General features: G+C 45.4%; 16 protein-coding genes. 8 read left to right on the top strand and 8 right to left on the bottom strand.

Features of this window, described 5'->3' with window-relative positions; all coding sequences use genetic code 11:
- Positions 1 to 133: 133 nt before the first annotated feature.
- Positions 134 to 2,116: a glycogen debranching protein GlgX gene (gene glgX, locus VFDL14_RS14525; RefSeq protein WP_032550554.1), complete on the bottom strand. Its 1,983-nt coding sequence runs from the start codon at positions 2,114 to 2,116 to the stop codon at positions 134 to 136.
- Between the two features lie 434 nt (positions 2,117 to 2,550).
- On the opposite strand from glgX, the gene VFDL14_RS14530 reads away from it, so the two are divergent.
- The 3 genes from VFDL14_RS14530 (at position 2,551) to VFDL14_RS14540 (ending at position 5,720) form a co-directional block, all read left to right on the top strand.
- The gene (locus tag VFDL14_RS14530; protein ID WP_050487373.1) at positions 2,551 to 3,870 is read left to right on the top strand and encodes a carbohydrate porin; all 1,320 of its coding nucleotides are present in this window, start codon (positions 2,551 to 2,553) and stop codon (positions 3,868 to 3,870) included.
- 80 nt (positions 3,871 to 3,950) lie between these two features.
- Positions 3,951 to 4,817, top strand: a complete 867-nt coding sequence (locus tag VFDL14_RS14535; RefSeq protein WP_084181844.1) for a MalM family protein — start codon at positions 3,951 to 3,953, stop codon at positions 4,815 to 4,817.
- A gap of 63 nt (positions 4,818 to 4,880) precedes the next feature.
- Positions 4,881 to 5,720, top strand: coding sequence for an alpha/beta hydrolase (locus tag VFDL14_RS14540; RefSeq protein WP_032550551.1), 840 nt, complete (start codon positions 4,881 to 4,883; stop codon positions 5,718 to 5,720).
- Positions 5,721 to 5,776: 56 nt separating this feature from the next.
- Here the strand turns inward: VFDL14_RS14540 and VFDL14_RS14545 are convergent, their stop codons facing one another.
- From VFDL14_RS14545 to VFDL14_RS14555, 3 genes are all read right to left on the bottom strand, one after another.
- Positions 5,777 to 8,554: an amylo-alpha-1,6-glucosidase gene (locus VFDL14_RS14545; protein WP_050487372.1), complete on the bottom strand. Its 2,778-nt coding sequence runs from the start codon at positions 8,552 to 8,554 to the stop codon at positions 5,777 to 5,779.
- 78 nt (positions 8,555 to 8,632) lie between these two features.
- Positions 8,633 to 9,811 (bottom strand): maltose/maltodextrin ABC transporter substrate-binding protein MalE, encoded by a 1,179-nt coding sequence (malE, locus tag VFDL14_RS14550; RefSeq protein WP_032550549.1) that lies wholly within the window; start codon positions 9,809 to 9,811, stop codon positions 8,633 to 8,635.
- Positions 9,812 to 10,178: 367 nt separating this feature from the next.
- A complete protein-coding gene (locus VFDL14_RS14555; RefSeq protein WP_032550548.1) occupies positions 10,179 to 11,810 on the bottom strand; it encodes a glycoside hydrolase family 13 protein in 1,632 nt (543 codons plus the stop codon).
- A 195-nt stretch (positions 11,811 to 12,005) separates the two neighbouring features.
- Here VFDL14_RS14555 and VFDL14_RS14560 point away from each other — a divergent pair, with 195 nt between their 5' ends.
- Positions 12,006 to 12,920 carry a LysR family transcriptional regulator gene (locus tag VFDL14_RS14560; RefSeq protein ID WP_032550547.1) on the top strand — a complete coding sequence of 305 codons (915 nt, stop codon included), beginning with the start codon at positions 12,006 to 12,008 and terminating at the stop codon, positions 12,918 to 12,920.
- 112 nt (positions 12,921 to 13,032) lie between these two features.
- Here VFDL14_RS14560 and pulA read toward each other — a convergent pair whose 3' ends face one another.
- Positions 13,033 to 17,448, bottom strand: coding sequence for a pullulanase-type alpha-1,6-glucosidase (gene pulA, locus VFDL14_RS14565; RefSeq protein WP_032550546.1), 4,416 nt, complete (start codon positions 17,446 to 17,448; stop codon positions 13,033 to 13,035).
- Between the two features lie 334 nt (positions 17,449 to 17,782).
- Entirely contained in the window at positions 17,783 to 19,552 is a 1,770-nt protein-coding gene (locus VFDL14_RS14570) for an alpha-amylase family protein (protein WP_032550545.1), read from the bottom strand.
- A gap of 146 nt (positions 19,553 to 19,698) precedes the next feature.
- Between VFDL14_RS14570 and VFDL14_RS14575 the strand changes: the two genes are divergently transcribed.
- The gene (locus VFDL14_RS14575; RefSeq protein WP_050487371.1) at positions 19,699 to 20,085 is read left to right on the top strand and encodes a DUF1294 domain-containing protein; all 387 of its coding nucleotides are present in this window, start codon (positions 19,699 to 19,701) and stop codon (positions 20,083 to 20,085) included.
- A gap of 28 nt (positions 20,086 to 20,113) precedes the next feature.
- Here VFDL14_RS14575 and VFDL14_RS14580 read toward each other — a convergent pair whose 3' ends face one another.
- Positions 20,114 to 20,698, bottom strand: coding sequence for a LysE family translocator (locus tag VFDL14_RS14580; protein WP_032550544.1), 585 nt, complete (start codon positions 20,696 to 20,698; stop codon positions 20,114 to 20,116).
- Positions 20,699 to 20,826: 128 nt separating this feature from the next.
- Between VFDL14_RS14580 and VFDL14_RS14585 the strand changes: the two genes are divergently transcribed.
- The 3 genes from VFDL14_RS14585 (at position 20,827) to VFDL14_RS14595 (ending at position 23,964) form a co-directional block, all read left to right on the top strand.
- Positions 20,827 to 21,267, top strand: a complete 441-nt coding sequence (locus tag VFDL14_RS14585) for an Lrp/AsnC family transcriptional regulator (protein ID WP_032550543.1) — start codon at positions 20,827 to 20,829, stop codon at positions 21,265 to 21,267.
- A gap of 27 nt (positions 21,268 to 21,294) precedes the next feature.
- Positions 21,295 to 22,227: a LysR family transcriptional regulator gene (locus tag VFDL14_RS14590; RefSeq protein ID WP_032550542.1), complete on the top strand. Its 933-nt coding sequence runs from the start codon at positions 21,295 to 21,297 to the stop codon at positions 22,225 to 22,227.
- A gap of 555 nt (positions 22,228 to 22,782) precedes the next feature.
- The gene (locus VFDL14_RS14595) at positions 22,783 to 23,964 is read left to right on the top strand and encodes a tetratricopeptide repeat protein (protein ID WP_032550541.1); all 1,182 of its coding nucleotides are present in this window, start codon (positions 22,783 to 22,785) and stop codon (positions 23,962 to 23,964) included.
- Between the two features lie 114 nt (positions 23,965 to 24,078).
- Here the strand turns inward: VFDL14_RS14595 and sstT are convergent, their stop codons facing one another.
- On the bottom strand, positions 24,079 to 25,299 hold the full coding sequence (gene sstT / locus VFDL14_RS14600) for a serine/threonine transporter SstT (protein ID WP_032550540.1): 1,221 nt from the start codon (positions 25,297 to 25,299) through the stop codon (positions 24,079 to 24,081).
- Positions 25,300 to 25,505 lie beyond the last annotated feature (206 nt).

Raw genomic sequence — 25,505 nt, 5'->3', positions numbered from 1 at the left:
AACAGTTTTCGTAATCACATCAATGCAAATGATTCCATATAAAAGAAACGGATTTGTGATATTCACCGAATAAAAAAACCAGCTATAAATATAATTGGTTTTTATGTAAATCGTTCTTATATTGAGCGTTTTTCTATGTGTTTGCGTTGTTCTCTTGGCTAGGCGCTGTAAAGTGCAGAATAGCCATCGACGTTGGTGAAAGCAGCATTTCGCCTTCTGCAGAGCCTGGTTTTACGTTGTGAGAATTGGTATCGCAGATCGTTACCCAGTTTTGCTCTCTGTCGTTTGGCAGTTTAAAGCGAGCTGGCGCATTGGTTTGGTTGATTAAGTAGATCATCTCATCGCCGTCTTCACCAATTCCCAGATGTAGAGCGACAGAGCTGAGTCGATTCCAGTCATCGTGCTCCATCAACGTGCCATCGACACGGCTCCAGAAGATTCGGTTCGAGTTACGCTGTTCGCCACTAAACGCCTTGATGAATGGCACCATATACTCTTGGCGTGCTGAAACCATGTCAGAGAGCCACTGTTTAAAGTCAGATTTTCGCTCGCTCGGTTCCCAACTTAGCCAGCTCGTTTCACTGTCTTGACAGTAAGCGTTGTTATTGCCGTTTTGGGTATGAGACAGCACATCCGCCGTCAGAATGTGTGGGATACCAAAGGCAAACAGTAAACTCGCCATGAAGTTGCGTTTCTGTTTCTCACGGGTCGCGATCACTAGGGTATTTTCAGTTTCACCCTCTACACCATAGTTTTCCGAGCGGTTATCACCGTGACCATCGCGGTTGTTCTCACCATTCTCTTCATTGTGCTTATGCTTGTAAGACACAAGATCTTGCATGGTGAAGCCGTCATGGTAAGTGATGTAGTTGACCGTCAGCTTATAAGGCCAGTGCGCGGCACTGTAGATATCGCGTGAGCCCATTAGGCGTGTCGCGAACTCTTTTAGATAGCCTTGATCACCGCGCCAGAAGCTGCGGGTAATGTCTCGCAGTTTGTCGTTACACTCGTTCCAACCTAGTGGGAAGTTACCCACTTGATAACCGTTCGGACCAATATCCCACGGTTCAGCAATCAGTTTGGTCTCTTTCAACACTGGATCTTGAGCTACTGCTTTGAAAAACGCGGCTTCTGGACTGTATTGATCGCCTTGGCGACCCAACGTTGCAGCGAGGTCGAAGCGGAAGCCATCAACTTTAAATTCAGTCACCCAATAGCGCAGCGTATCCATCACCAAATTAAGTGATGCTTGGTATGTTAGGTCAACCGTATTGCCGCAGCCAGTGAAGTTTGCGTAGTGACAACCGTGCTTGATGTAATGACGATGATCGAGCGCTTTTAGGTTGAAGGTACAACCGCCTTCGCCACCTTCCGCAGTGTGGTTGTAGACAACATCTAGGATAACCTCAATGCCATTACGGTGAAGTTCACGGATGGCTGTTTTGAGCTCAGTGACGGCGTCTTTTTCTGCATAACGAGGGTCTGGAGCCATGAATAGGTATGGGTTGTAACCCCAGTAGTTAACCTTGCCCATGTCTAAAAGATGCGGTTCGTGCATACAAGCAGCAACCGGTAAAAGTTGCAGCGAGTTGATGTTCTGTTCTTTGTAGAAGCTGAGCATTTCAGGGCTGACTAACCCCATGTAACGCCCTTTGCTGCTGCTTTCTAGTTCAGGGTGCAGATTGGTGAGGCCTTTGACGTGGGTTTCGAATAGAACCGTCTCTTCGCGAGAAATCTTAGGCCCTTGAATGCCTTGCCAATCGAAGCTGTCGTCTGTCACTACACACTTTGCCATACCGAAACTCTTTTCCGGCGTATAAGGCGTTTGATAATGAAGTGGCTCACTGAGTGCCTTGCCATAAGGGTCAGAGATCAGCAGTGACCCTTCTTCTGTCTCAACGATGAAGCCATACTTTTGACCTGCAGAGATACCCTCAACAAAGGTGTACTTAATGCCGGCGTATTCGTTTTCTAATTTATAAGTGACAAATTCATCATTCTCGTCAAAGAGGGCGAGTGAGAGATTAGGGCAGTCAGGGGAATAAATAGAGAAGTTACAGCCAGTGTCATCTAGCGTTGCACCGAGTGGATATGGGCGTCCGAGCGTTCTAGTCATTGTTTTATTTCTTAATCGTTAAACAGCTTTGGTGAACTATTAGTAAAAAGCTTTGTCTCTTTAAGGTCAAGCAACTTCAAGAAGAATTTATTGTTAAAAAAATAATTTACCGATTAAGTTCAAACAATATATTTGAGCTGGATCTCATTTGATATGAATAATTAGATCTGTGTACTGTCTACTCCTCCTAGATTAAGTGATCTAACTCTTCTAAATACCGTTCTGTAAATTTTCTACTCCCTTCTCATCCCCCTTAATTTAGTTGGGGGTGGAGGAAGTCAAACTTGTGCGCCCCCCTTAATATTGACCCCGTTGAAACGAATCAGGGGAAACCCTAAACCTCTCTATCTTACGTCCGCCATTACTGCCTTTGGCTGTCGCAAGAGAGCAAAAATATAAAACCTAAAAATAAATCGTCCTTAATGGAGTTAAGAATGAAAAAAGTAAGTTTGATTGCTGCAGCAGTGACTACCGCGCTAATGGCTGGCTCAGTATACGCAGAAGAAGTAGCTCTTGATGTAACAAGTGGTGATGAGGCAATGGAAGTTGAGGTAGCTAACCCAACTGACGTGATTGCTGATGGTTGGGAAATCCACGGTTACATGTCTTCTAACGTTCGCGTTGTAGATGGCAAAACAGTTGATACTGAATTTGGTAAGCCAGATTACAAAACAGCAGGTACACACGGTAAGAGTACTAACCAAGTTGAATTTGTAGTTAAGAAGCACTCAGAGTACCAAAATGGTGTGTGGGCGGACTACGTTCTACGTACTGAATATGGTAACGGTAACTCTTACGCGTACACTTCTTCAGGTAGCCAAAAAGATAACACGACTGCACAGTTTGAAGTAAAAGAAGCGTTTGTTGAGCTAGGTGGCATTCTTGGCGAAGACACGTCTATCTGGGGTGGTCAACGTTTCCTAAACCGTGCTGCAGGTATCCTATCTGGTGAGTTCTGGAAGCAATCTTCTGGTATCGGTGCTGGTATCCAAACTAAGCTAGGCGGCAACACTGCTGGTATCGCTTACATGATGGCAGATACTGACGATTCAATTAACAATGGTGCAGACCGTGCAACTCTATCTTCTCTAGACCTTTACTACTACGGTGTAGATGCAGGTATCGGTTCTCTAGACTTTGACTTCAAATACGGTCAGCAAGCTCTAGACGGCGAGAATGACGACGGCTTCGGTGCTTCTGTAACATTGAACACTAGCTACTACGGCCTAGACGGTTGGACACAAAACGCGATCGCTTACGGTAAAGGTGTAATGCAAAACCGTGGTGTGAACTTCGGTGGCTGGTCTGGCGGTGACGACAACGCTGAATCACTATTCCTAACTTCTTACGGTGTACTAAACATTTCTGATCGTGTTCAACTAGGTACAGAAGTGACTTACATTACAGCTCTTGACCAACTTTGGGGTGCTGAAGGTCTAACTCGTTACATCGTAGCAGCTCGTCCTTCTTACAAACTGAACGACAATGTTCGTCTAGAAGCAACTGCATCTTACGGTCACGAAGAAGGTGATGAAGGTTACTGGGGTCGTACTGGTGACGCTGTTGAAAGCAACATCATCAACTTAGAAGTTGCAACTGCATTCACAGCTAACTCAGACTACTTCGGTCGCCCACAAGTGAAGCCTTACATCAGCTACATCAAAGCTGACGATGAAGCAAGTGCATCACAAATCGGCATCGAAAACGGTAAAGACCAATTTGTATTCGGTGTTCACACTGAAATCTGGTTCTAAACCATTTATAGTAAAGGGCAGCCGGTTGGCTGCCTTTTTCCGTTTCCCCCTACTAACAACCAATAGTGAGAGAGATTACAATGACAAATAAAAGCTCCATGTTAGCCGTTTTACTAGGTGCCTTGCTAAGCGGTTGTGCTTCAGATGCTCAAGTACAAACACAATTAACGCCCCCAACCAATGCAGAAGTATGTTGTAGCGATTTTTCGCAATTTCCATACGCCCAACTTAACGACAATGAAGATTTAAAATTTGATATCGACTTAGGCTCGCCTGTCGGTACCTTTACAGCAGGCAATAGCCATTTTGCGGCCTTTAGATTTAGTGATCGCTCCGGAGAAATGGTAGTGACGCTGTCTAGCCTGATGATTGATGACTCGGTGTTTGCACCAGAAGCAATTCTATTGGATGAAAACTTTCAACCAGTAAAAACACTGAAGTTTGAAGATTTCAAAATTCGCGCATCAGATGCTTTTACTCGCACGAGCTATATTGAGCGCGTGCGTATCGATGCAAGCGAAACCCCATTTATGGTTGTTTACACACCAGCAGATCAATTAGGTAAAGCGATTCAGGTTGATCACCCAGCCAAAGTACGTGCCAAAGAGTTTGGTGAAGTGATGCCAATGGTAACTGACCCTGTTTACACAAAACAGTTAGGTGGTCGCTTGGAGCTAGAAGTTCAAACTCTAAAACTTCGCCCTTATCGTGCCCAGCCAGTTGTTGCGCCTGCAGCAGTAGTCGCAGCACCAGTTGTCGCTGAAACGAAGAAGCCGACAACACAAATCCGTGTTCAACAAGAGACTCAAGATTTCTACATCTCTGCCATTCAAAATGCAGTTAAGTCTGGTGATGTGCCAAAAGCACTCAGCCTATTAGACGAAGCCAAAGCACTGAATGTTGAAGGGGCTCAAGAAGCCTTTGTGCGAGCAGTCAACGCTAAGTAATTGAACAGGAATAGCGCCTAATATAGGCGCTATTTTTTTATCTAGAGTTAACGGTTTTTTGCAATGACACAATCAGAACAAGATGACCTGCTGTTGATTGAGGCGTTTCCTATGCCTCAATTAAACCGCACTCGCACCCTACGAATTTACCTCCCTTACGATTACGTGACATCCAACAAACACTACCCCGTGCTCTACATGCACGATGGCCAAAATGTGTTTGATGAGCTTACTGCAACTTACGGTATGTGTTGGCAAGCAAAGACCACCTTGGATGAGATGCAGAAGCAAGGTGAAACAGATGGCATCATCTTAGTGGCGATCGACAGCAGTGATGAGCTCGATAAAATGGGACGCTACAATGAGTATTCGCCTTGGAAAGCGACGAGTCAGGTCAGTGAGTTTGGTATTCCAGATGAGCTTTGTGATTTTGGTGGTGAAGGGGATGATTACGTCGACTTTATTGTTGATACGTTAAGGCCATATATTGATCGTAATTACCGAACCCAGCCACAACGTAACTCCACTTATTTAGCGGGCAGCTCTATGGGTGGATTGATCAGTTTGTATGGCGGTGGCAAGCATCAGCATGCATTCGGTGCGCTAGGCGTGTTTTCACCTGCGTTTTGGTTTAACCACAGTGAATATTTTAATTATGCCTCTGGTTTGGAGTTTGAGCTTCCTGTTAAGATCTATATGGATATGGGAACCAATGAAAAACGAGAAGATACAAGCGTAGATTTTGCTCAGGTATATTTAGACGGTTCTCGCTCTATGAACGATCTTTTATTAAATAAAGACAATGTCTCTCTTATTTATATGGAAGGAGAAGGGCATGAACATAATGAAATTGCTTGGGCGAAACGCTTTCCAGATTTTATTCGATTTATTATGAACCACTAGAAAAAAGCCTGAACAATTTATTTGATATATTTTTGTTCAGGCTTTTTTATTTACTATTAGTCTTTCGCTACTGCGAATTCCTGATTTTCCCTTTTATTACGTAAGTAGTCCTGATTAACCATACTATTGTGGGCGATTGAAATATCAGGTTGTGCAAACTCAAGCCCTTCTAACCGTTCATAATTTGGTTGGTTATGAATGGTTACTGCCGCCTTAGAAGTATTCGTTGTCACTTCACCACTATCTTGATTAATGATGATCTCTAGATCAATCGCAAGAGGCGCACGAACTTCTGCGTAGTGACGGTTATTAATATCTAAGCTTAAAACCAGCTCGATATCAGACATCGCTTCCGACTCTTCGCTCGATGAGAGAACATAGCGAGTTACCTCATTATCTGACGAATAATCTAAGACAATTCGTTTATTGTCGCCATAAGGTAGCGATGCGTTAAATTGCGTCCACTGCTGAGGTAGCTTAGGCGCAATATTAATACGATTGTCGAGCAATTGAGGGCGATAGCCTAAGTAATCTTGCTGAGCGTTTCTCGCGTACTCAGATACCGACCAAGCTTGTGCAAAGGTGCCAGATTCAACCAACTTGTTATTGTCGTGTTGGTAGGCATCTAAGTTTTCACTCATGGTGCCACGACATCCTTGATTAAGGATCTGCTTGGCAAGGTTCTTAGACAGTTGGTAGCTAAAGTCTTGTTGCTTGAATCGCGTTAACGCCGTAACGGTAAAGCCGGCATTCCAGCCCCAGATCGTTCCATTGTGATAGGCCGCATCTTTATGATATTGGCTTTGATTGTCGTGATAGGGGTGGAAGTCAATATGTTGCTGCTGCAGAGAACAGATACCCCAAGGGAACAATAATTTATCGACCGCATTTTTGACGATGTGTTGCTCAATATCAGGCGTAGTCAGGGACTCTTGCTGCGGAATCGATATTGTCATTAGCTGGTTTGGTCTAACGCTATAGTCAGGCTTATCGCCATCGGTTAGGTGATCCGCTAAACAACCTTGCTCTGAGCTCCAAAACTGGCTGATGAAGCTTTGCTTTACTTGAGAAGCGCGTGTTTGCCACTGCTGTTTGCTTTCATCATCACCAACAAGATCAGCTAAAGCCATCGCACAATGAAGGCTATCGAACCAGAGTGCTTGAATATCATTGGCTTTTGGCCCCCTTGGTGACCATGGAATCGCACCGTCGATTTTAGCATCCATCCAAGTGTCAGGATGTCGGTGGCTCATTAGGCCATCTTGCGCAAGGTAATGCTTTTCTACGCCTGAGATAAAGCGTTTTAAAGCAGGGTAGATGGCTTTAGCAAAGGCCTCGTCTCCCGAGTAGTTGATGTATTCCAGAGCTTCTCGAATCATCCATGGCGTACCATCTGTGGTGTTATAGATGATGTTAGTTTTACTGGTGACTCTGTTTGGAATACGACCAAAGTTAACCGAAGATTCGTCGGTCATCTGCATTGCTGCGAAGTTCTCAATAATGGCCTTCGCTTCTTCAAAGAATCCGTTAACCAAGCTGGTACCAGATAGCGCGATAAAGGTATCTCGTCCCCAACAGTCTTTAAACCAAGGTAAGCCAGCCCATATCCCAGTACCGAACTCATGGCTCACAAAGGTACGGCTGGCCAAACGTGCCCACATTACTGCTCTGTTGTACTCAACGTCGTTGGTCCACAAGTAGTTGTTACATAGGAACTGGTAAATCGCTTGCTGGTGGCGAACTAATGCACCTTTCTCTGCTGCGTCCTCTGCCATGGATTCAGCTTCTTGTCGCTGATGTGCAAAGCTTATGTACAGCACCAGTTCTGTCTGCTTTTCTTTCGTTGAGAACAGCAGATTGATGTTGTTTGAAGAGAGCTGCATAGGCTCAGCGGTAGAACGGACTTGCTCTGGCGAAAGCTCTTCAACTTGTACAGCGTGACTGGCCATGAGTGAGACAAACTTAGGGCACCCTTCAGGACAAACCTGGTCATCGATCTCTAGGATGACGTGGTTAGGAGACTGATGAACCTGCACGTAATGGCTTGGAATATTGAGTTCAGGCAGTAGGCTTAATGTCTGCTTAGTATCGCTCTTAACGGAAATTGCGACCTGTCTTTTCTCTTGCATCAAGCTCAAGCAGTCTTGGCTCGATGGATAATGATGCTCAAGCCCATAAGGCATTAAGGAAGCTTGCTTTGCTTGGGTTTTGTCATTGATAACGCGATTGATGAAGCTTGCAAACCCACCAAACAACCAACCTTGATGATGGCGATATTTACCACTATTGACGAAGGTGTGCGTGGTACCGTGATAGTAGCCATCAACGTTGTCGCCAAACACGAAAGTAAACGGCGTTGTTTCGGTGATCGCAAGCTGAGCAAAAAGATCGTTCGCCTCTAAAGCGAAGCTAGGCTTTCTCCACTCTTGTTGCTCGGCCTTGATTGCTTCTAATGCAATATCAACAGGTAGTCTCTGCGTCAAAGCTTCTGATTGCTGTTCACCTTGCTCTATAGTCATGGCTGGTGCGTCAGATGCAAGGTCAATGGTCACAGTGTAGTGGCCTGCGGCTTGAGGTGTGAAGAGTAGGTCGTTACCAATACCTTGAGTGTTAACCAGTGGTAACCCGTTTTCTAGAGCACATTCTACGGCTTTGGTGGGGTGGCCTGATAGCGTCCATTGTTTGGTGCCATCGAGATCGGAGATCTTAAAGCGGTATTGATCTGTAGAGAGGCATAACGTGGCTTGCAGTGTGTGGTCGTTGATTGCTGTAAGTGGGGTATCGAGTCCCCAGCCATTAAACGTACCTTTTAGGTAGAGTGTTGGGATTTGCATAGGATGAAGGTTCCAAAACAAAAAAAGGCACAGCAAACTGCTGTGCCAAAGGACATAGGATATTAATTATGGAATGGTTTACTTAGTAATTTGTTTTGCAGCAGTGTCTAGCGCTTCGCGCACGGTTTGCTTGCCTTGCATTGCGTTATCAATTGCAGCACCCTCAGCGAACCAGTAAGCGGTCATTTGTGGGATGTTTGGCATGATTTCGCCGTTTTCTGCGTTAGTCATTGTTGACTTGATGCGCTCATCACTCTCAAGAATCTTCTGGAATGATTTCAGTGTTACCGCACCAAGAGGCTTATCATCGTTCATGATTTTTAGCGCGTCGTCTTGGAATAGGTAGTTTTCTAAGAACTCAACAGCTAGATCCGTATTTGGGCTCGAAGCGTTGATACCCGCACTTAGGATACCTACGAATGGGTTACCTTTACCGCCGTTCAATGTTGGCAGTTCAGCAACACCGTAGTTTACGCCTAGCTTATCTAGGTTACCCCAAGACCAAGGACCATTGATGGTCATTGCTACTTCACCTTTAGTGAACTCAGCTTCAGATACAGAGTAATCCATGTTTGGATCAACAACACCTTGGTCAACCATGTCCACTAGGAACTGTAGGCCGCGAACGCCAGCTGCGTTGTTCACACCTGTGCTTTTCGCGTTGTAACCTGTCGCTGTTTTCTCAAATGCGAATGCACCACCCGCTGAGATCATCGGCCATGTGAAGTACGCGTTTTTCACGTCCCACATGATCGCTTTCTTGTTCTGCTTCGCCATCTCTTTTTGAATGTCAGCTAGCTCTTCCCAAGTTTTTGGTGGCGTAGGCAGTAAGTCTTTGTTGTAGATAAGAGAAGGTGCTTCGATTGCCAGTGGGTAACCAACAATTTTGCCGTTTACTGTTACTGCATCCCAGCTGAAGTCGACAAGTTTTTCTTTGAACTCTTTGCTTGGGTTTAGTTCATGAAGTAGGCCAGCTTCCGCGTAACCGCCAAAACGGTCGTGTGCCCAGAAGATGATGTCAGGGCCGCCGCCTGTTGCAGCATGCTGTTGGAATTTCGCTTCTAGAGAATCTGGGTATTGAACCTTGATTGCAACGCCTGTGTCTTCTTCAAACTGCTTACCGATTTCAGCAAGGCCAGCGTAGCTCTTATCGCCATTAATCCAGATAGTGATTTCGCCTTCTTCCATCGCAATAGCAGGAGCATTGCATAGAGCAGCAAGGGTACAAATTGAAAGTGTTTTTAATAGAGGTTTCATAGTCTTGTTCCATATTAAGAAGGTTATCCGTAACGGGAAACGCTTCTACCAGTTCTTATTATCTGCTGAAAATAATATCGACTAATTTGGCCTTTGAGAAATAGGTAAACGCATCTTTGATATAGTAAAAAACTATAGCAATGCCGATATAGTGCTGTTTTACAGGCTATCGCCATAGTTTTGTGAAGTGGCGCGTATAGAGAAATGTGAAGGCGGGCTCAAACTATTTTTGGGTGTTGAAAACCATTCAAAACTAAGCGCTAGGTTGCTTAGGCTAAGGTGTGAAATGTTGGAGAGAATCGATGGCTTTGGGCAATAAAAAAGGCAAGGAGAACCTTGCCTTTGGTGTGTTGAATTTAACGTATGATTACAGTTTTACAGCAAATGATTCATACGGCGCCAGTTCAAGCTTAGCTGACAACTCTGTGATCGTTTGATAGTTATTGATGAGACAATCAAGCGTCTGAGTTTGGTATTGTTCAGGCATATCCAGTGTCAGGTTGTCGTTTGAGAAGTTACAAACCACAAACAGTTTTTCGCCATCCAGCTCTCTCACATACGCAAACACTTGGTCATGCTCTTCAAAGACCGGAGTGAATGAACCATAAACGATTACAGGGTGTGCTTTGCGCAGCTCAATCAGTTTTTGATAGTGGAAGAATATTGAGTTTGGATCGCTCAGTGCACTCTCTACGTTAATCTCTGGGAAATTTGGGTTCAGTTCGATCCAAGGCGTACCTTCTGTAAATCCACCATTAGGTTTGTTGTCCCAATGCATAGGCGTTCTAGCATTGTCACGGCTGTTTTCGTGAATCGCGCCCATCATGTGTTCATGGGTAACACCCGCTTCTGTTTTTACTTTGTAGAAGTTGTGAGTCTCGATGTCTTTGTATTGTTCTAACGTATCGAAAGCGACGTTGGTCATGCCGATCTCTTCACCTTGGTAGATGTAAGGTGTCCCTTTTAGGAAGTGCAGACACGTCGCGAGCATTTTCGCTGACTCAACGCGATACTTTTTGTCGTCACCATACTTAGAGACTAAGCGCGGCAAGTCGTGGTTGTTCCAAAATAGCGAGTTCCAGCCATCGTCAGCCAGTTCTACCTGCCACTTGGTGAGTACGTTCTTGAATTCACGCAGATCTAGCGGGATTGGGTTCCACTTATCGCCATTTTCCCAGGTCAGGGTTATGTGCTCGAATTGGAATACCATCGAAAGCTCATCGCGATCTTGGGCGCTGTATAGCTTAGCGATTTCAGGCGTTGCGCCCCAAGTTTCACCAACCGTTAGCAGATCTTTATTACCAAAGGTCGCTTGGTTCATCTGTTTTAGTAATGAGTGCAAACGTGGGCCATTACCTGTAATGCCTTTATCGATCTCTTTGCCGATAAGATCAATCACATCAAGGCGGAAACCACCAATACCTAAATCAATCCACCAATTCATCATCTGGTGAACTTCTTCTTGTACTTTTGGGTTTTCCCAGTTTAGGTCAGGCTGACGTTTTGAGAATAGGTGGAAGTAGTACTGTTCCGTTTGCTCGTCCCATTGCCATGCACTGCCACCAAAAATAGATTGCTGATCATCCGGTGCGCTGCCATCTGGCTTTGCGTCACGCCAGATGTAGTAATCTCGGTATGGGTTGTCTTTTGAAGAACGAGCCTGTTCGAACCAACGATGTTCATCTGATGTGTGGTTGACCACAAGATCCATCACGATCTTGATGTCGCGCTTTTTGGCTTCATCCATCAAACGTTTCATGTCTTCCATGCTACCGAACTCTTCGGCTATCGCTTGGTAGTCTGAAATGTCATAACCGTTATCATCCATTGGAGATTGATAAACTGGCGACAACCAGATGACATTGATGCCCAGTAGTTTTAGATAGTCGAGTTTGCTAATGATGCCGTTTAGGTCACCGATACCGTCATTGTTAGAGTCTAGAAAGCTGCGAGGGTAGATTTGGTAGACTACCGCGTCATGCCACCATTTTTGTTCCATTGTTCGATCTCACTTATTCATTTCAATTTCGCCACTATAGAGATTTCGTCTCTTTCTGGGAAATAGCGAGAATGGTGCTCTCTATAGAAAAATCCTATATCATTATAGTTTGAGGCGGGATCCTGTCTTACCAGTCTAAAACTGTTGGAATTCTAACCTTACATTTTGTGATCCGATGCAAACTAAGAGAATACGATGAATAAGCTCTACCGATATTTTTTGATGGTTGCGCATACAGGCAGTATTAAAGGTGCTGCTGAAAAGCTCAATATCAGTCAGCCATCATTGACCGCTGCGATTAAGAAACTTGAGAACGATATTGGTGTACCGATTTTTGTTCGTAAGTCGAAAGGTGTTGAACTCACTGAGTATGGCTTACTCTTTCGTGAACATGCTCAAGAGCAGCAAGAGAAGCATCTCTCTTTAATGCATCGTTTTACCGATATGCAGCAGCGTCAACTGGGTAAGTTGAAGTTGGGTACGGGCGAAGCTTGGTGGGAACAGTTTGTTCGTGATGCTGTAGCAACTTACAAAGAGCGAGAGCCTTCGGGATCACTTCATCTGGAGTTCGGCAACAATCTTTCTTTGATGCATCACTTGGTACAAGGCGATATCGATCTGTTTGTTGGCCACGAAATCTACGGTTTGCATGAGCGATGTAAAGTGACCTTCTATCCGCTGTTTAGAGATAAAGAGGCGATGTTTGTGAGGGCTGGACACCCTTTATTAACTCGGAAAAAGCTATCGACTGAGGTGCTGATGACTGAGGCCGAGGCTTATCCGATCTTGCGGGTCACACCAGACCATTCACGTCATAACTCGGTATTGAGTGACCATGTAAACTCTCAAATCATGGCCAAAGAGAGCGAACACCTGGGCCGAGATATCTACGATGTTGACTCTCTATCGGCCAGTATCGATCTCTTGAAAATGAGCGATGCGGTTATGCCATACAGCCACACCATGTGTCAGTGGATGGAAGAGCAGGGTGTGGAGACACTTTTGGTGAACAGCGAACGTTTGGGTAATGTTGGGCTTTACGCGAAGCAGGGCGTGAAGGATAAAAAAATCGAAGCCTTTATTGAGGTTCTTCAGCAACACTCTTATTAGTGTGCCCTAATTTCTGCGAGCTTGAATTTTCTGTGATCTTACGTTTTTAGACGAGTTGAAAAAGAAAACGCTGACCTGAGTCAGCGTTTTTTTGTAGGCGTTGAACGAGCGATTACTTAGTCGCTGCGATGTTCACCTGTTTAGAGATGATATCGAATGTCACTGTGTAGGTGCCTTCACTTGCAGGTGTAAAGGCTAGGTTGCCACCATTGTCAGTAACGGCAAGTGAACCTTCAGCAACCACGACATCACTATAGCCATGCTCACACTGTCCCCAATCTCCACAAGTAAACTTGAATTGGAACTCTTGGTTCGCAGCCAGCTCTGCAGTGGTGAAGCTCACCATAGTTGCGTCTTGTGCATTTGTGGTCATCTTCTGTGCATCGTCGTGACCCCAGTTACCTGAGATTGTGCCTGGGATGTACCAAGTTTTGTCTTTGTAGCTTTCAGCAAGCTTAGCTTCGACAATTACTGGGTTTTCCACATCAGAAGCGTCCAATGAGAACTCATACATACCCATATCAGAGAAGTTTGAAGGACAGTTCTCACCGCCGCAGCTAATTTGAGAGTCCCAGTCACCATGCGTGAACTTATAGCCGGTGTCAGAAGCCAAGCCTAACTCGATAGTGTACAAACCGCTGTTGGTGTAAGGCACTTCAATCGCTGCTGGATCCCAGCTAGCTTGCTCGAAGCCGCCTGCAATATAGACCTTAGTTTTACCAAACGGTGGTAAGTCTGCTTTTTTTTCTGCAACTGGTAGACCTAGGCCACGCTCAGAGCCTCTTGGTTGAACGAATACCGCGGTAGACCAAGCCGGTACTGAGAACTTGCCTTCTATGAATGATGCATTTCCAGCAATACCGTTGTCTTGATGCGCAGCACTCAATTCAAAGCCAGACAGAACAATTGGCTTGCTCTCGTGGTCAACGAAATCACCGACTGTTTGTGTTTCTGGAGTCGCATTGATGATGACTACAACTGCATCAACTGAGCTGTCGATATCCGCGGTTTGGGTACTGCCGTTATCGATGGTCATTGCGATCACACCGGTTGTTTGGCCTTTACCCGTATTACGGAAGTCAACACGGTTGATGATCTCTTGTGCACTTGGTAGCGTCATCAGATCCGAAGCAGAACGAAGCATCAACAACTCTTTGTAGTTATTGTACATGCGCTCCATGTGTTCAGCTTGAGGCTGAGAGTTTAGATCCGCAGTCGCACGAGCGATCTGGTCGTAGTTATCCGCATCCTTGTCTTTCGCTGGCAGACCTTTGTTCCAGTTACTGTCAGTAAGAGTGAAGTCAACGAGGTTGTACCAATCGCCGTAGTCGTACGAGTCACGTTGCATCGATTTTGAACGCAGCAGCTCACCACCCATGTGGTTGAACGGCATCGCTTGACCTAGTAGTACAGTAGACATACCAATGGTCTGCATTTGAACACGCACATCTACGCTAGCATCTTCCGATACCTTGTACATGTTGATGTCCCAGAATGTTTGGTTATCGTGTTTTGATACGTAGTTCTGTACTTCCCATGGTTGCTCTGCGTAACCCGCTTCTTGGCCGTTGTAGTCAATGGATGAACCTACTTGGGTGTTGCCTTCGAAGTCGACCATCTTGAAGTCTTTTAAGTTACCCGCCATGCCCAAACGAGTCAGGTCGATTTGGTGTAGCGCGCGCTCCAGCTCGACGTCAGAAACATTGCCTTCATCATCGGCCATTAGCTCATTTGGCAGTGTTGCTGCGCCCGTTGCGAAGCCTTGAGTCTTACGAATCGCTTCACCACCATCGAATGGGCTACCGCCTCGAACAGCATCTCTGAGTCGGTCCGAGAAAGAACCGATGCCTGTGCCACCTAGGTTAGGTTGTGTTGCTTGTGTAAAGCGACGGTTGTTTTCAACTTCACCAAAGTTCCAACCTTCACCGTAGAAGTACACCTCTGGATTGACTTCACGAGCTGCAGCGAGCGTTTGTTGCATTTGAGATAGTGGGTGGTGGCCCATCAAGTCCCAACGGAATGCATCAATCTTGTACGCTTCCACCCAAGTTTGAATGGAATCGTCGATCAGCTTCGCGAACATCGCATGCTCTGGCGCCGTGTTTTCACAACAGGTTGATGTTTCTACGAGACCAGAATCTGGAACCAGACGTTGGTAATATAGTGGTACGACTTTATCGAGTACCGATTTGTCATTCATGCCCGAAGCGTTAGTGTGGTTGTACACCACGTCTACTACTACGTTCATGCCAACATCTTGCTTGACCGATTTAACCATTTCACGGAATTCAAGAATACGTGCGGTACCTTCCGCATCTGTTGCGTAAGAACCTTCTGGCACTGTGTAGTGGAATGGGTCATAGCCCCAGTTGTAAGAGTCGACAGAACGGACGTACTCGTTAAGGCCTTCTACCACTGCGTTGTCTTTGGTATCAGTCGCTTTAAGCTCTTCAAAAGCTTCGGCGATTGTGCCACCGCTAGTGCAGTAGTCGCTGTAACGGCTGTCGTTCTTAATCGATTCATTCAAAGAGCAAAGCTTGCTGAATGGTTCGTCGATATCTGCCACTTGGCTTGGATCTTCGTTGATGGTTGCGATATCGAATACAGGCATTAAGTGCAGGTGTGTCATGCCCGCGTCACTAAGCTCTTTAAGATGATTCACTGGTACTGAGTTTTGCTCAGTAAATGCTAGGTATTTACCCTTGTTGTCAGTGCTCTTGTCACGAGCTGAGAAGTCACGAACGTGAGATTCGTAGATCACCATATTCGCTAAATCGCCATTGTCTGGGTTTTGTGAATGTGGGGCATCTAATCCATCCCAACCAGCTGGCTTCAGTTCGTCAGAATCTAGATCCACAGCTTGGCTGTAGAAAGAGTTCATAGATAAGCTGACAGAGTATGGGTCTGTCACTTCGTAGCTGTAACCCTTCTGCTCTCTTGGTTGGAAGACCTTCATCGCATAGCGGTAGAACTTGCTATCGACTGAATCAGTTTCGACTTCAACACTCCAACTACCCGTAGCGCTGTCTTCTTGCATGGTGTGGCGAGAAGCTTCTGATTTGTCACTGTTGTAGACAACCAGCTCAACCTCAGAGGCGGTTGGTGCCCATAAGCGGAAGGTCACACCGTCATCACCATAGATAGGACCGTATTCAAGGTCGGTGGCTGCCTCGGCAAAGATCGCATCCAGTGCACCTGCGTATTGAACTGCTGTTGAAGAGCGCAGTGCTGCTGGCTCGCCTTCAGCACCATCAGAAGAAGCCAGTGCAATTAAGCTGCCCTTCATTAATGAGCTAAGTGATAGCTCTTCTGGTAAGTCAGGAAGTTCGAACGCTGGGTAATCCGCTAAGTGTGGGAATTTGGCTTTTTGAGCGTCTGTAAGTGTTGCGCTTGAAAGAACGATAGATGCACCGCTAACGACGCCATCTTCTGATACTTGATACTCACCATTGGAACTGAACATGATCTGAACTTGGTCAGCTCCGTTTCCTGCACTCCAAACTAGCGTTTGGTCGTCAATCAGGATCGCGCCAACACTGTCGATAGTGAATTCAGAAGATGGACCTGCAACCTCAAAAGCTTCACTGCGAGTCGCATAAGACGTTGAGCTACCAGCCATGTAAGTGACAGCTGGATTGTCAGCTTGGCCAGAAATGTCGATAACAAGGTCAGCGCCAATCAGCTTATCTTTATTGGCATTACGGAAGATGAGATTGAAACATTGGCTTGCATCATCGGTGACAGGAACATACCAAACTGGGCCGAACTCGTCTGAGTCGTCTGGTGTGACACTGGTGTCTTCCCAGTCATCATTGAAATAGCTTGGATCGCCAGCTGCACACTTTGAATCGTTCCAGATGTGCAGGTTAAGGTTGCCGTAACCGTCTTTATCTGCGCCTTCTTCTTTCTTATCGCCTAGAGGATCATAAAGGTGAACGGCGAAGTGATTAGCTGGTGGAGCAGGCAACTCACCTGGAGGTTGTGCTTCAGGAAGTTTTACATCGGTTCCTTCTTGGTCAAGCCCGTATCCCTTAAGCATGGTGTCCTGACGCGAGCCTGAAACTTTTTCACCCGTATGGGTTACACCAACAGTGCTACCCGCATCAGAAGCATCAAGGTTAACCGATGCTTGCTCTGTGGTGCCATCGGTGATCTTACAGCTTCCGGTTGCCTCGCTGGCCGCGACTAGCCAAGTTGGACCAAATTGATCCGAAGATGTCGCAGTAAAGGATTTGTCACCACATACCAGAGTCCATTTGCTGAAATCTGTCGTGGTATTGGACATGCGCGCCACGTTTGAAGTGGTATCAGCGATGTAGCTTAGTGAAACTTCATTGGCACTTGGAGTTGCAGCTGCGGCTGGCAGATCAACGTTAGGTGCAAGTTCCACTTCTCCCGGTACCGACGTACCTGGTGTTGGTGCGGTGTAGCTGCTGTCGTCATCTCCACATGCACTTAGTGCGCTTGCAGCAAGGATTGGCAGCATTGCTTTTGCAAGGGTAGAGAGTTTAAAGTTTTTTGTATTCACGTGTTATATCCATATTAGTTTTATTCTCGATGAATATCGTAATGTTGAATACGGTGATCTATTTGTGAGCCTTATAAACAAAGTTATTTAAAATTAGGAAATTAAAAGTAAATAGTGTCGGAATCACATTTTGTATTAGGCCAAACGATAATTAATTGGATCGATAACACACAAAACGGGTGATTATTTTAAAAAGGCGTAGAAGGGAGGATGAGTAAATAGGATGAGAACTCAGCCTAATTTTTGTGAGATTACTAGCGCTTTATTTACCACTTAATAATCATCAAAAAAAAAGAGCCGTTTGGCTCTTTTATAATTAGTGATAAATATAGAATCAATTGAGTTTCAACACCCAAGCTAATGCGGCTAATGGCTTCAATTCACAACTGAAATACCCGATGCCGTTATCTACCGTGAGTGATTGCGTTTCTAGGCCTTCAATTTTATCTTCCAAAGAGTAAGTTCCGTCAGCGAGGTTCATAGCGGAGATATGCTCTTCAGGGATAGTCACTTTAATCGACTCATTACCTTGCGTTGCAAAGCGACTGGTCGCGATAACTAGCTCTTTGGCGTCATATCGTAGAAAGGCATGGCTAGTGTCAGAAAGCTCGCCTTTGGCGAAGAGATCGACGTATTCACCTGTCATTGAAGAGTGCTCTAACGTGAAGTTCATGATGCGTTTATAGAAATTACGCAGTGCGATTTCACTTTCGTTTAGGAGACCACCATCAAACTTGCCGTGGTTCATCCATTTCTGGTGTTGTGGCACACCAATGTAATCAAAGATTGAGGTGCGTGACGGCTGGCCAAACCCAGCGTTCTCAGCGCCGGCTTCACCGACTTCTTGACCGAAATAGAGCATGGTTGGAGAGCTACTGATTAAAGCACTCACTAACATTGCAGGTCTTGCCATCTCTGGGTTACCAGAAAACTCCGGCGATGCGACACGCTGTTCATCGTGATTGTCTAAGAAATGCAGCATGTGGTGCTCAATGTCCTGCATCTTGCCTTGAATCTCAGAAATGATCGCGGTGGAGGCTTTGCCCTGCATGATCTCTTTTAGACCATCATAGAGATCGACCTTGTCGTAGAGGTAATCCATCTTACCGAGGTGAATGTAATCTCGGTAGAGATCCGGTTGGTAGACCTCTGCCATCAGAAAGGCATCGGATTTGCGCATTTTAATAGATGAGTTCAAGTAGCTCCAAAACTCGACAGGTACCATCTCTGCCATGTCGTAGCGGAAGCCATCAACACCTTTAGCGATCCAGTACAGCGCAATATCGCGGAACTTAACCCAAGAGCTAGGTACATCAAACTGCTGCCAGTAGTGGTAATGCTCGATGTAGTCTTTGTCTTCATAGCCTTGCGGAAGTTCAGGGAAGTCTTTGCTGCCATCAGGCTTGATACCGTAGTTAATTTTGACCGTTTCATACCAATCGTCGAAGTTAGGTTTAGCCAAACGTGAGCCGTTTCCTGTCCATTTGGCGGGCTTTTCAATGAACGGTACTTCTAGGCTAGGGTGCGCTTCTCCACCAAGTGGTGTAAAGGCTGGGTTGATATCCGGCAGCTCAAACTGGGAATCTGGGATGTAATAGAAGTTATTCTCTCTGTGATACTCAACACTGGTATCGTCACTGGCACCGAAGTCTTCAACGCCAGCAGGATTGTGATGACCACGATACTGACGGGCGACATGGTTTGGTACGATATCAATGATAACTTGTAACCCATTCTCATGGCTGCGCTTAATGAGAGCCTCAAACTCTTCAACGCGCTTTTCCGGGTTATCTGCCAAATCTGGATTGACCGAGTAGTAGTCTTTGACCGCGTAGGGAGAGCCAGCTCGGCCTTTAACCACACTAGGATGATCTTGGGTGATTCCCACTTCTTGGTAGTCATTGATCACTGCGTGATGCGGGACACCGGTATACCAGATATGGGTGATGCCTAGGTCTTTAATTTCAGAAAGTGCTTTGTCGGTAAAATCACTGAATTTACCAACGCCATTTTCTTCAATTGTGCCCCAAGGCTTATTGTTGGTGTTTTGGTTGCCAAACAGCCGTGTAAAGACTTGATAGATGGTATGTTTTTTATTGTACATGGTTATAATTCCTTAACTTCCATCATGTTATGTAGGGATGAGGCGAGTAGGCTAGCGCAAATAACGGGCTTATTACTCATCCTTTCTATAAGAATTCAGGGCGTAGTTATTAAGCTTCGTGAGCTGCTGCGCAAAAGGGGATAACCTTGTCGTCATCATTAAAAATTGTGTTTACCTATCTCTTTATTGTGAGCCTTTCGATCGCATTTTATTCAAGCTCAAAGCTGATGCTTGGAGGGTATTTATTGATAGGGCTGATGACTTATTTCACTTACGCAAAAGATAAGCGAGCGGCAATAAAAGGTGAGTGGCGTGTCCCAGAGAATACACTTCATCTGCTTGCGTTATGTGGGGGCTGGCTAGGCGCGTTGATAGCCCAGCAGCAGTTTCGACATAAGACTCAAAAGCAGCCCTTTAAAACGCTGTTTTTCATCTGCTGTGGTCTGAATATTCTAGGGTTTGTGTGGACATTAACGCCTCATGGACAGTCTATGTTGACTCTGCCTCAAGAGGCGCTTTTTAGCTGGTTGTAGCTCGAGTAAGAAATAGATCAGCAAGGACTTAAATCATTGGTACGGTCGAAACTAACAGCAACAATGCCATCGCGTAGTTGAAGCCTTTAATGCGCAAGGGAGTCGTCAACCAGTGCTGGAGCTGTTTCCCCGCTGCTGTCCAAAATGTCACGGATGGCAGGTTAGCAAGCGTAAAGATAGCGGCGATGATTGCGAGCTCAACCCATGAGCTGCCAGTGCTGTAAACCGAAATTGCCGTTAATGCCATCGACCATCCTTTCGGGTTAACCCACTGAAAGCTTGCAGCAGCTAGAAACGACATCGGCTTGTAGCTTTCCTTCTCTTCTGCTTTACCGCTGGTAGCAATTTTAATCGCTAAATAAACCAGGTAAGCCAAGCTCAGATATTTCAATACTTGGTGAATAATAGGGAAGCTGTGGAACAAACCCATTAAGCCAAAGCCGACCAATAGCAGCATAATGGCGAAGCCAAGTGCGATACCCAGCATGTGTGGGATGGTCTTGGTGAAGCCTACATTTGCGCCCGAAGTCATCAACATGATGTTGTTTGGGCCAGGTGTGAAGGTCGAGACAAACGCAAATAACGCGAGTGCGGTAAGTTGTTCAAAAGGCATGGCGTTGTTCCTAAATAGTGAAAATTACAGTTGTGTCTGACCGGTCACGATTCATACTAAGTGGAAAGTCGGGCAATTATGTGCTTTTATTCGAGTTAAATTCATTAATTGCACAATTAAATTCACCTATGGATAGATTTGACGAAAGGATATTGCTTGAGCTAAAAGCGGACGGCAGAGTCTCCAATATTGAGCTCTCGGAGCGCATCGGTTTATCTCCGTCTGCGACATTGCGCCGCGTTCAGGAACTAGAGAAACAAGGCGTGATTCAGGGCTATCGTGCCGTTCTCGATAACACCTTAATGGGCGTTGGCTTTATCGCGTATGTTTCTATTGGTTTATCAAGTCACAGCAAAGCAGCGCAGCAAGAGTTTGAAGATCATGTCAGTTTGGAAAAAGAGGTAGTCGAGTGCCATAACATTACTGGGGCGAACGAATACCTGTTGCGGGTGGAAACTCAAGATTTACCCAGCTATAAAAAGTTTCATGCGGATGTGTTGGGTGAGTGTCCTCAAGTACAGTCCATCACAACCATGGTGGTGATGGATACGCCGAAAGATGAACGATAACCGAATCTATTTTCTAAAGAGAGTCATGTGTTAAATACCAACCAATTACTTCTGTTCCTTGATGTGGTTCAGCAGGGATCTTTTACCAAAGCGGCAACGCTTCATGACATGGATAATTCGTCTCTATCTAAGCAGATCAAGCGCTTGGAAGCTGACCTTGGTGTTCAGCTGCTCAATCGATCTACACGATCGTTTTCACTGACTTCTGCGGGTGAAGAGATCTTAGCGCAAGCTCGTGTGCTTCAAGACACCCTAAATCAGATTCAAGGAATTGCCGACTCGTATCAATCTGAACCTAAAGGTGTACTGCGGATTACCTCTCCAATCTATTTTGGACAACAGTATTTGCAGCCGATCGTGACTCAATTTATGCGTCGCTATCCCGATGTTCAGATCGTGCTCTCACTGGACGATAAGATTGCCAATATCATTGCGGGTAAAATCGATATCGCCTTTCGTTTCAGTAAGTTGGTTGAATCAAACCTTATCGCCAAGAAAATAGCAGATAGTCACTTTATGCTGGTGGCATCGCACGATTTTATCGCTGAGCATGGTGAGCCACAAACGCCACAGGATCTGTTGTCGTTGCCTGCGATTATTTATACCAACGGTGATATGACGCTCGATCAATTGCGCATTAGTGAGCAACCTAATGGCGATACGTATCAAGTGTTGTCGCTGCAAGGCAATTATAAGGTGAGTGACGTACGCACTATTGTTTCGGGCGTCAGTGATGGGTTGGGTTATGGTTTGTTGGACCAATCGAACCTGCACGCACCAATGAAAGACCTTGGGCTCGTTCAGTTACTTCCTGAGTATCGTATATCAACCGAAGAGACGGCCATCTACGCTGTGTATCCACACAGAAAGCAGACAAAGTTGGTGAAAGAGTTCATTAGCTGTGTCCAAGATTACATTGGCTCACCGACTATCTGGGAAAGAATGCAGAGCGACAAATAGTAAGTTTGACAAAAACGGTAAGCATGGGCGGTTTGAGACATGAGTTTCAAGCCGCTTTTTTTATTTGGTGTTTACCGAGGAATTTTGGTGCCCCGATTTACAATGTAAAACTGAGCAAAAAAGAGGCGTATAAATGAGGTAATTAGAGGGAGCCTAGCTGCTTGTGGGTTACGGTGTAACTTAATGGGGCAAGTTATTTCTTAAAACTAGCAGATTGCTGATAAACGAAACGATAGCGCAGTAACACTTTCGTGACCTTGAGTAGGGAAATATGCCGAGAGTGAGTATGATGGTTTACAAGGTCAAAGGGTGAGATGGCTGCTTTCTGCAGTGACATCAAGCGAAGGACTTAGGTTGGAAGCAATATCATATCACCCACTAGCATTTCATTCTGAACAAATCGGTTTAGCTTCTTATGGCACAAGAATCCTGAGATACTAAACTCATGATGGCTATAGGTTCTTTCTTTAGCCTATTAATCTTCATTCATCGACTAGTATCGATATAAAAATAAACACTAGTTGAACAACAAACAGTTGAGACGTTATGAGCACAATGGGCATCGCTATCGGTGCAACTGCACTTTCTCTGATTTTAGTCGTCATTTGGCTGATCTCTTTATCTCTGAGAAAGCAGCGACTAGAGCAGGAGCGCAAGGCTAGAGAGGTCGCTTATCGAAAGGCGATAGAGAAGGCACGCCTGCAAGAGAAGAAAGACCGCCTGTTCAAAGCCGAGACTGGCCATATCCCTTCAGTCCTTTATTTGGCCAAAGAAGCAGAACGCACCAACATCAAAGAGGCGTTGTATTGGTATGAGAAAGCGGCGCAGCAAGATAATGTCAACGGTATGTATGGCATTGTTCGCCTCAGCATGAAGCGTAAAGAGGACCTGATCTTGAGAGAGCAGGCAAACTTTTGGCAGCTAGCGATTGCTGCATTAGATAATGATGCCGATGCCAAGTTCAATATGGGACAAGCCTTGATTCACGGTCGAGGTACCACTAAGAACATACCGAAAGGGTATGCTCTGATTGAAGAAGCTGCCACCAGTGGGCATACCGATGCAATGTTGTTTATGGGCGATTGGTGCCTCGATAAAGACAACTCTGACTACTCTCCAGAAAATGCGGTGGAGTGGTTTCGAATGGCGGCAGATAAGCATGATCTCAACGGAAAGATTAAGTTAGGTCTGAGTTATTTGAATGGTTTAGGTGTAGAGAAAAACCACGGTCAAGGCTGTTATTGGCTAGAGCGAGCAGCGGAAAAAAATAATACTGAAGCCATGTTCCATGCCGGTGAAGCTTGGATTGACCATGGTGAGCACGGTAATGCTATTGCTTACATCTGGCTGTTTTTATCTGCTCATTTTGGTTATGAACCTGCCAAAGCGCAGCGTGACAAAGTGGGAGCGAACCTTGGTGTTGATTCGATCGTTGGATTACAGGCGTTAACTAAGCCTATTATGACCAAGCTCTCGCAAGAAGCGGTGACCAAACACTCGGTAATCAAGGCGCTAAACAAGCTTTATAAGCGTAAAGTACCAGTGCCTAAGAAAACAGAAGAGGGTGTCGAAGTGATGCCTGAAGAGACAGTAGAAGACGTCGTGTTAGAGCAACCAGCAAAAGAAGTGAGTGACTACACACAAGTCCCATTTGATGCATCAACCAACAAACCAAGTGATGGTTCCGCTGGTCTCGATTTCAGTCAGTCGACCGTTCAGCCCAATTGGAAGAGCTAGTTTAAAATACTCATTGAGTCTCGAGAAAACGAATCAATCAGCGATGTTGGTATAAGAATTGAAGCAAACAAAAAGGGGTAGCCAGTGGCTACCCCTTTGCGATCTTAATCGAAATTAAGCGTCAGACTTTTGCTGTTCAGCTTTACATACAGCGGCAGTGAATACCACGTCAGTTGAGCTGTTAAGCGCTGTCTCAGCAGAATCTTGAATCACACCGATGATGAAGCCCACCGCTACAACTTGCATTGCTACGTCGTTCGAGATACCGAATAGGCCACAAGCTAGTGGGATAAGTAGTAGTGAACCACCTGCAACACCAGAAGCGCCACATGCAGATACAGCCGCAACAAGGCTTAGAAGAATCGCTGTGAAGATATCGATTTGGATACCCATAGTGTGTACAGCAGCTAATGTTAGAACAGTAATCGTGATTGCTGCACCAGCCATGTTGATGGTTGCGCCTAGTGGGATAGATACAGAGTAAGTATCTTCGTCTAGGTTAAGCTTCTTACATAGGTTCATGTTTACAGGGATGTTTGCTGCACTTGAACGTGTGAAGAATGCCGTTACACCAGATTCACGTAGACATTGAAGAACCAGTGGGTAAGGGTTCTGCTTAGTCTTAACAAATACGATGATTGGGTTGATAACCAATGCGATGATCAGCATAGAGCTTAGTAGTACCGCCAGTAGTTGACCGTAGCTTGCTAGTGCTTCGAAACCAGTTGTCGCAAATGTTGCAGATACTAGACCGAAAATACCGAAAGGCGCTAGGCGGATAATGAAGCGAACAATGTGTGAAACACTGTGGCTTAGGTCTTCGAATACCGCTTTGGTTGTCGCTGAAGCGTGGTGTAGAGCAAGGCCTAGACCGATCGCCCATGCAAGGATACCGATGTAGTTTGCGTTCATCAGTGCATTTACTGGGTTATCAACCAATTTGAATAGCAGTGTTTGTAGAACTTCTGTGATGCCCTGAGGAGGGTTTGCACCTTCAGCACCAGCAACCAGAGTTAGAGTCGTTGGGAACATGAAGCTCAGAACAACGGCCGTTAGTGCAGCAGAGAAGGTACCAATCAAGTAAAGCACAATGATTGGGCGCATGTGAGTATGCTGACCTTTCTTTTGGTTAGCGATAGAAGCAGCAACAAGAATGAATACTAAAATTGGGGCTACAGCTTTTAACGCACCTACGAACAGACTACCTAGTAGACCTGCATCTTGAGCCGCCGAAGGCGAGAACATGGCGAGAACGACACCGAATACAATACCAGCAAGGATCTGTAGAACGAGATTTCCACGAGCGATGCGGGCGAACATGTTGTGATTTTGCATAAATTACCTGCAATTGTTAACTTATTATAGTGATATTTCTTTTATAAAATGGAACCATTTCGAACTATACACTAGTCGAATGGGCGGTCATATTAGCTTGATTAATCTCAGTGTCTAGGATTAGTTTCATTTTGGTGTGATTGTTTGCGCTGTGTGGGTGTTTTAGCTCTAATTGTTAAATTTATGTATGCGATCTAAGATATAAA

This window comes from Vibrio fortis (assembly GCF_000695685.1).
Lineage (GTDB): Bacteria > Pseudomonadota > Gammaproteobacteria > Enterobacterales > Vibrionaceae > Vibrio > Vibrio fortis_A.
Note: the sequence above shows the minus strand (reverse complement) of the source record. Positions and strands in the feature narration are given on the sequence as shown.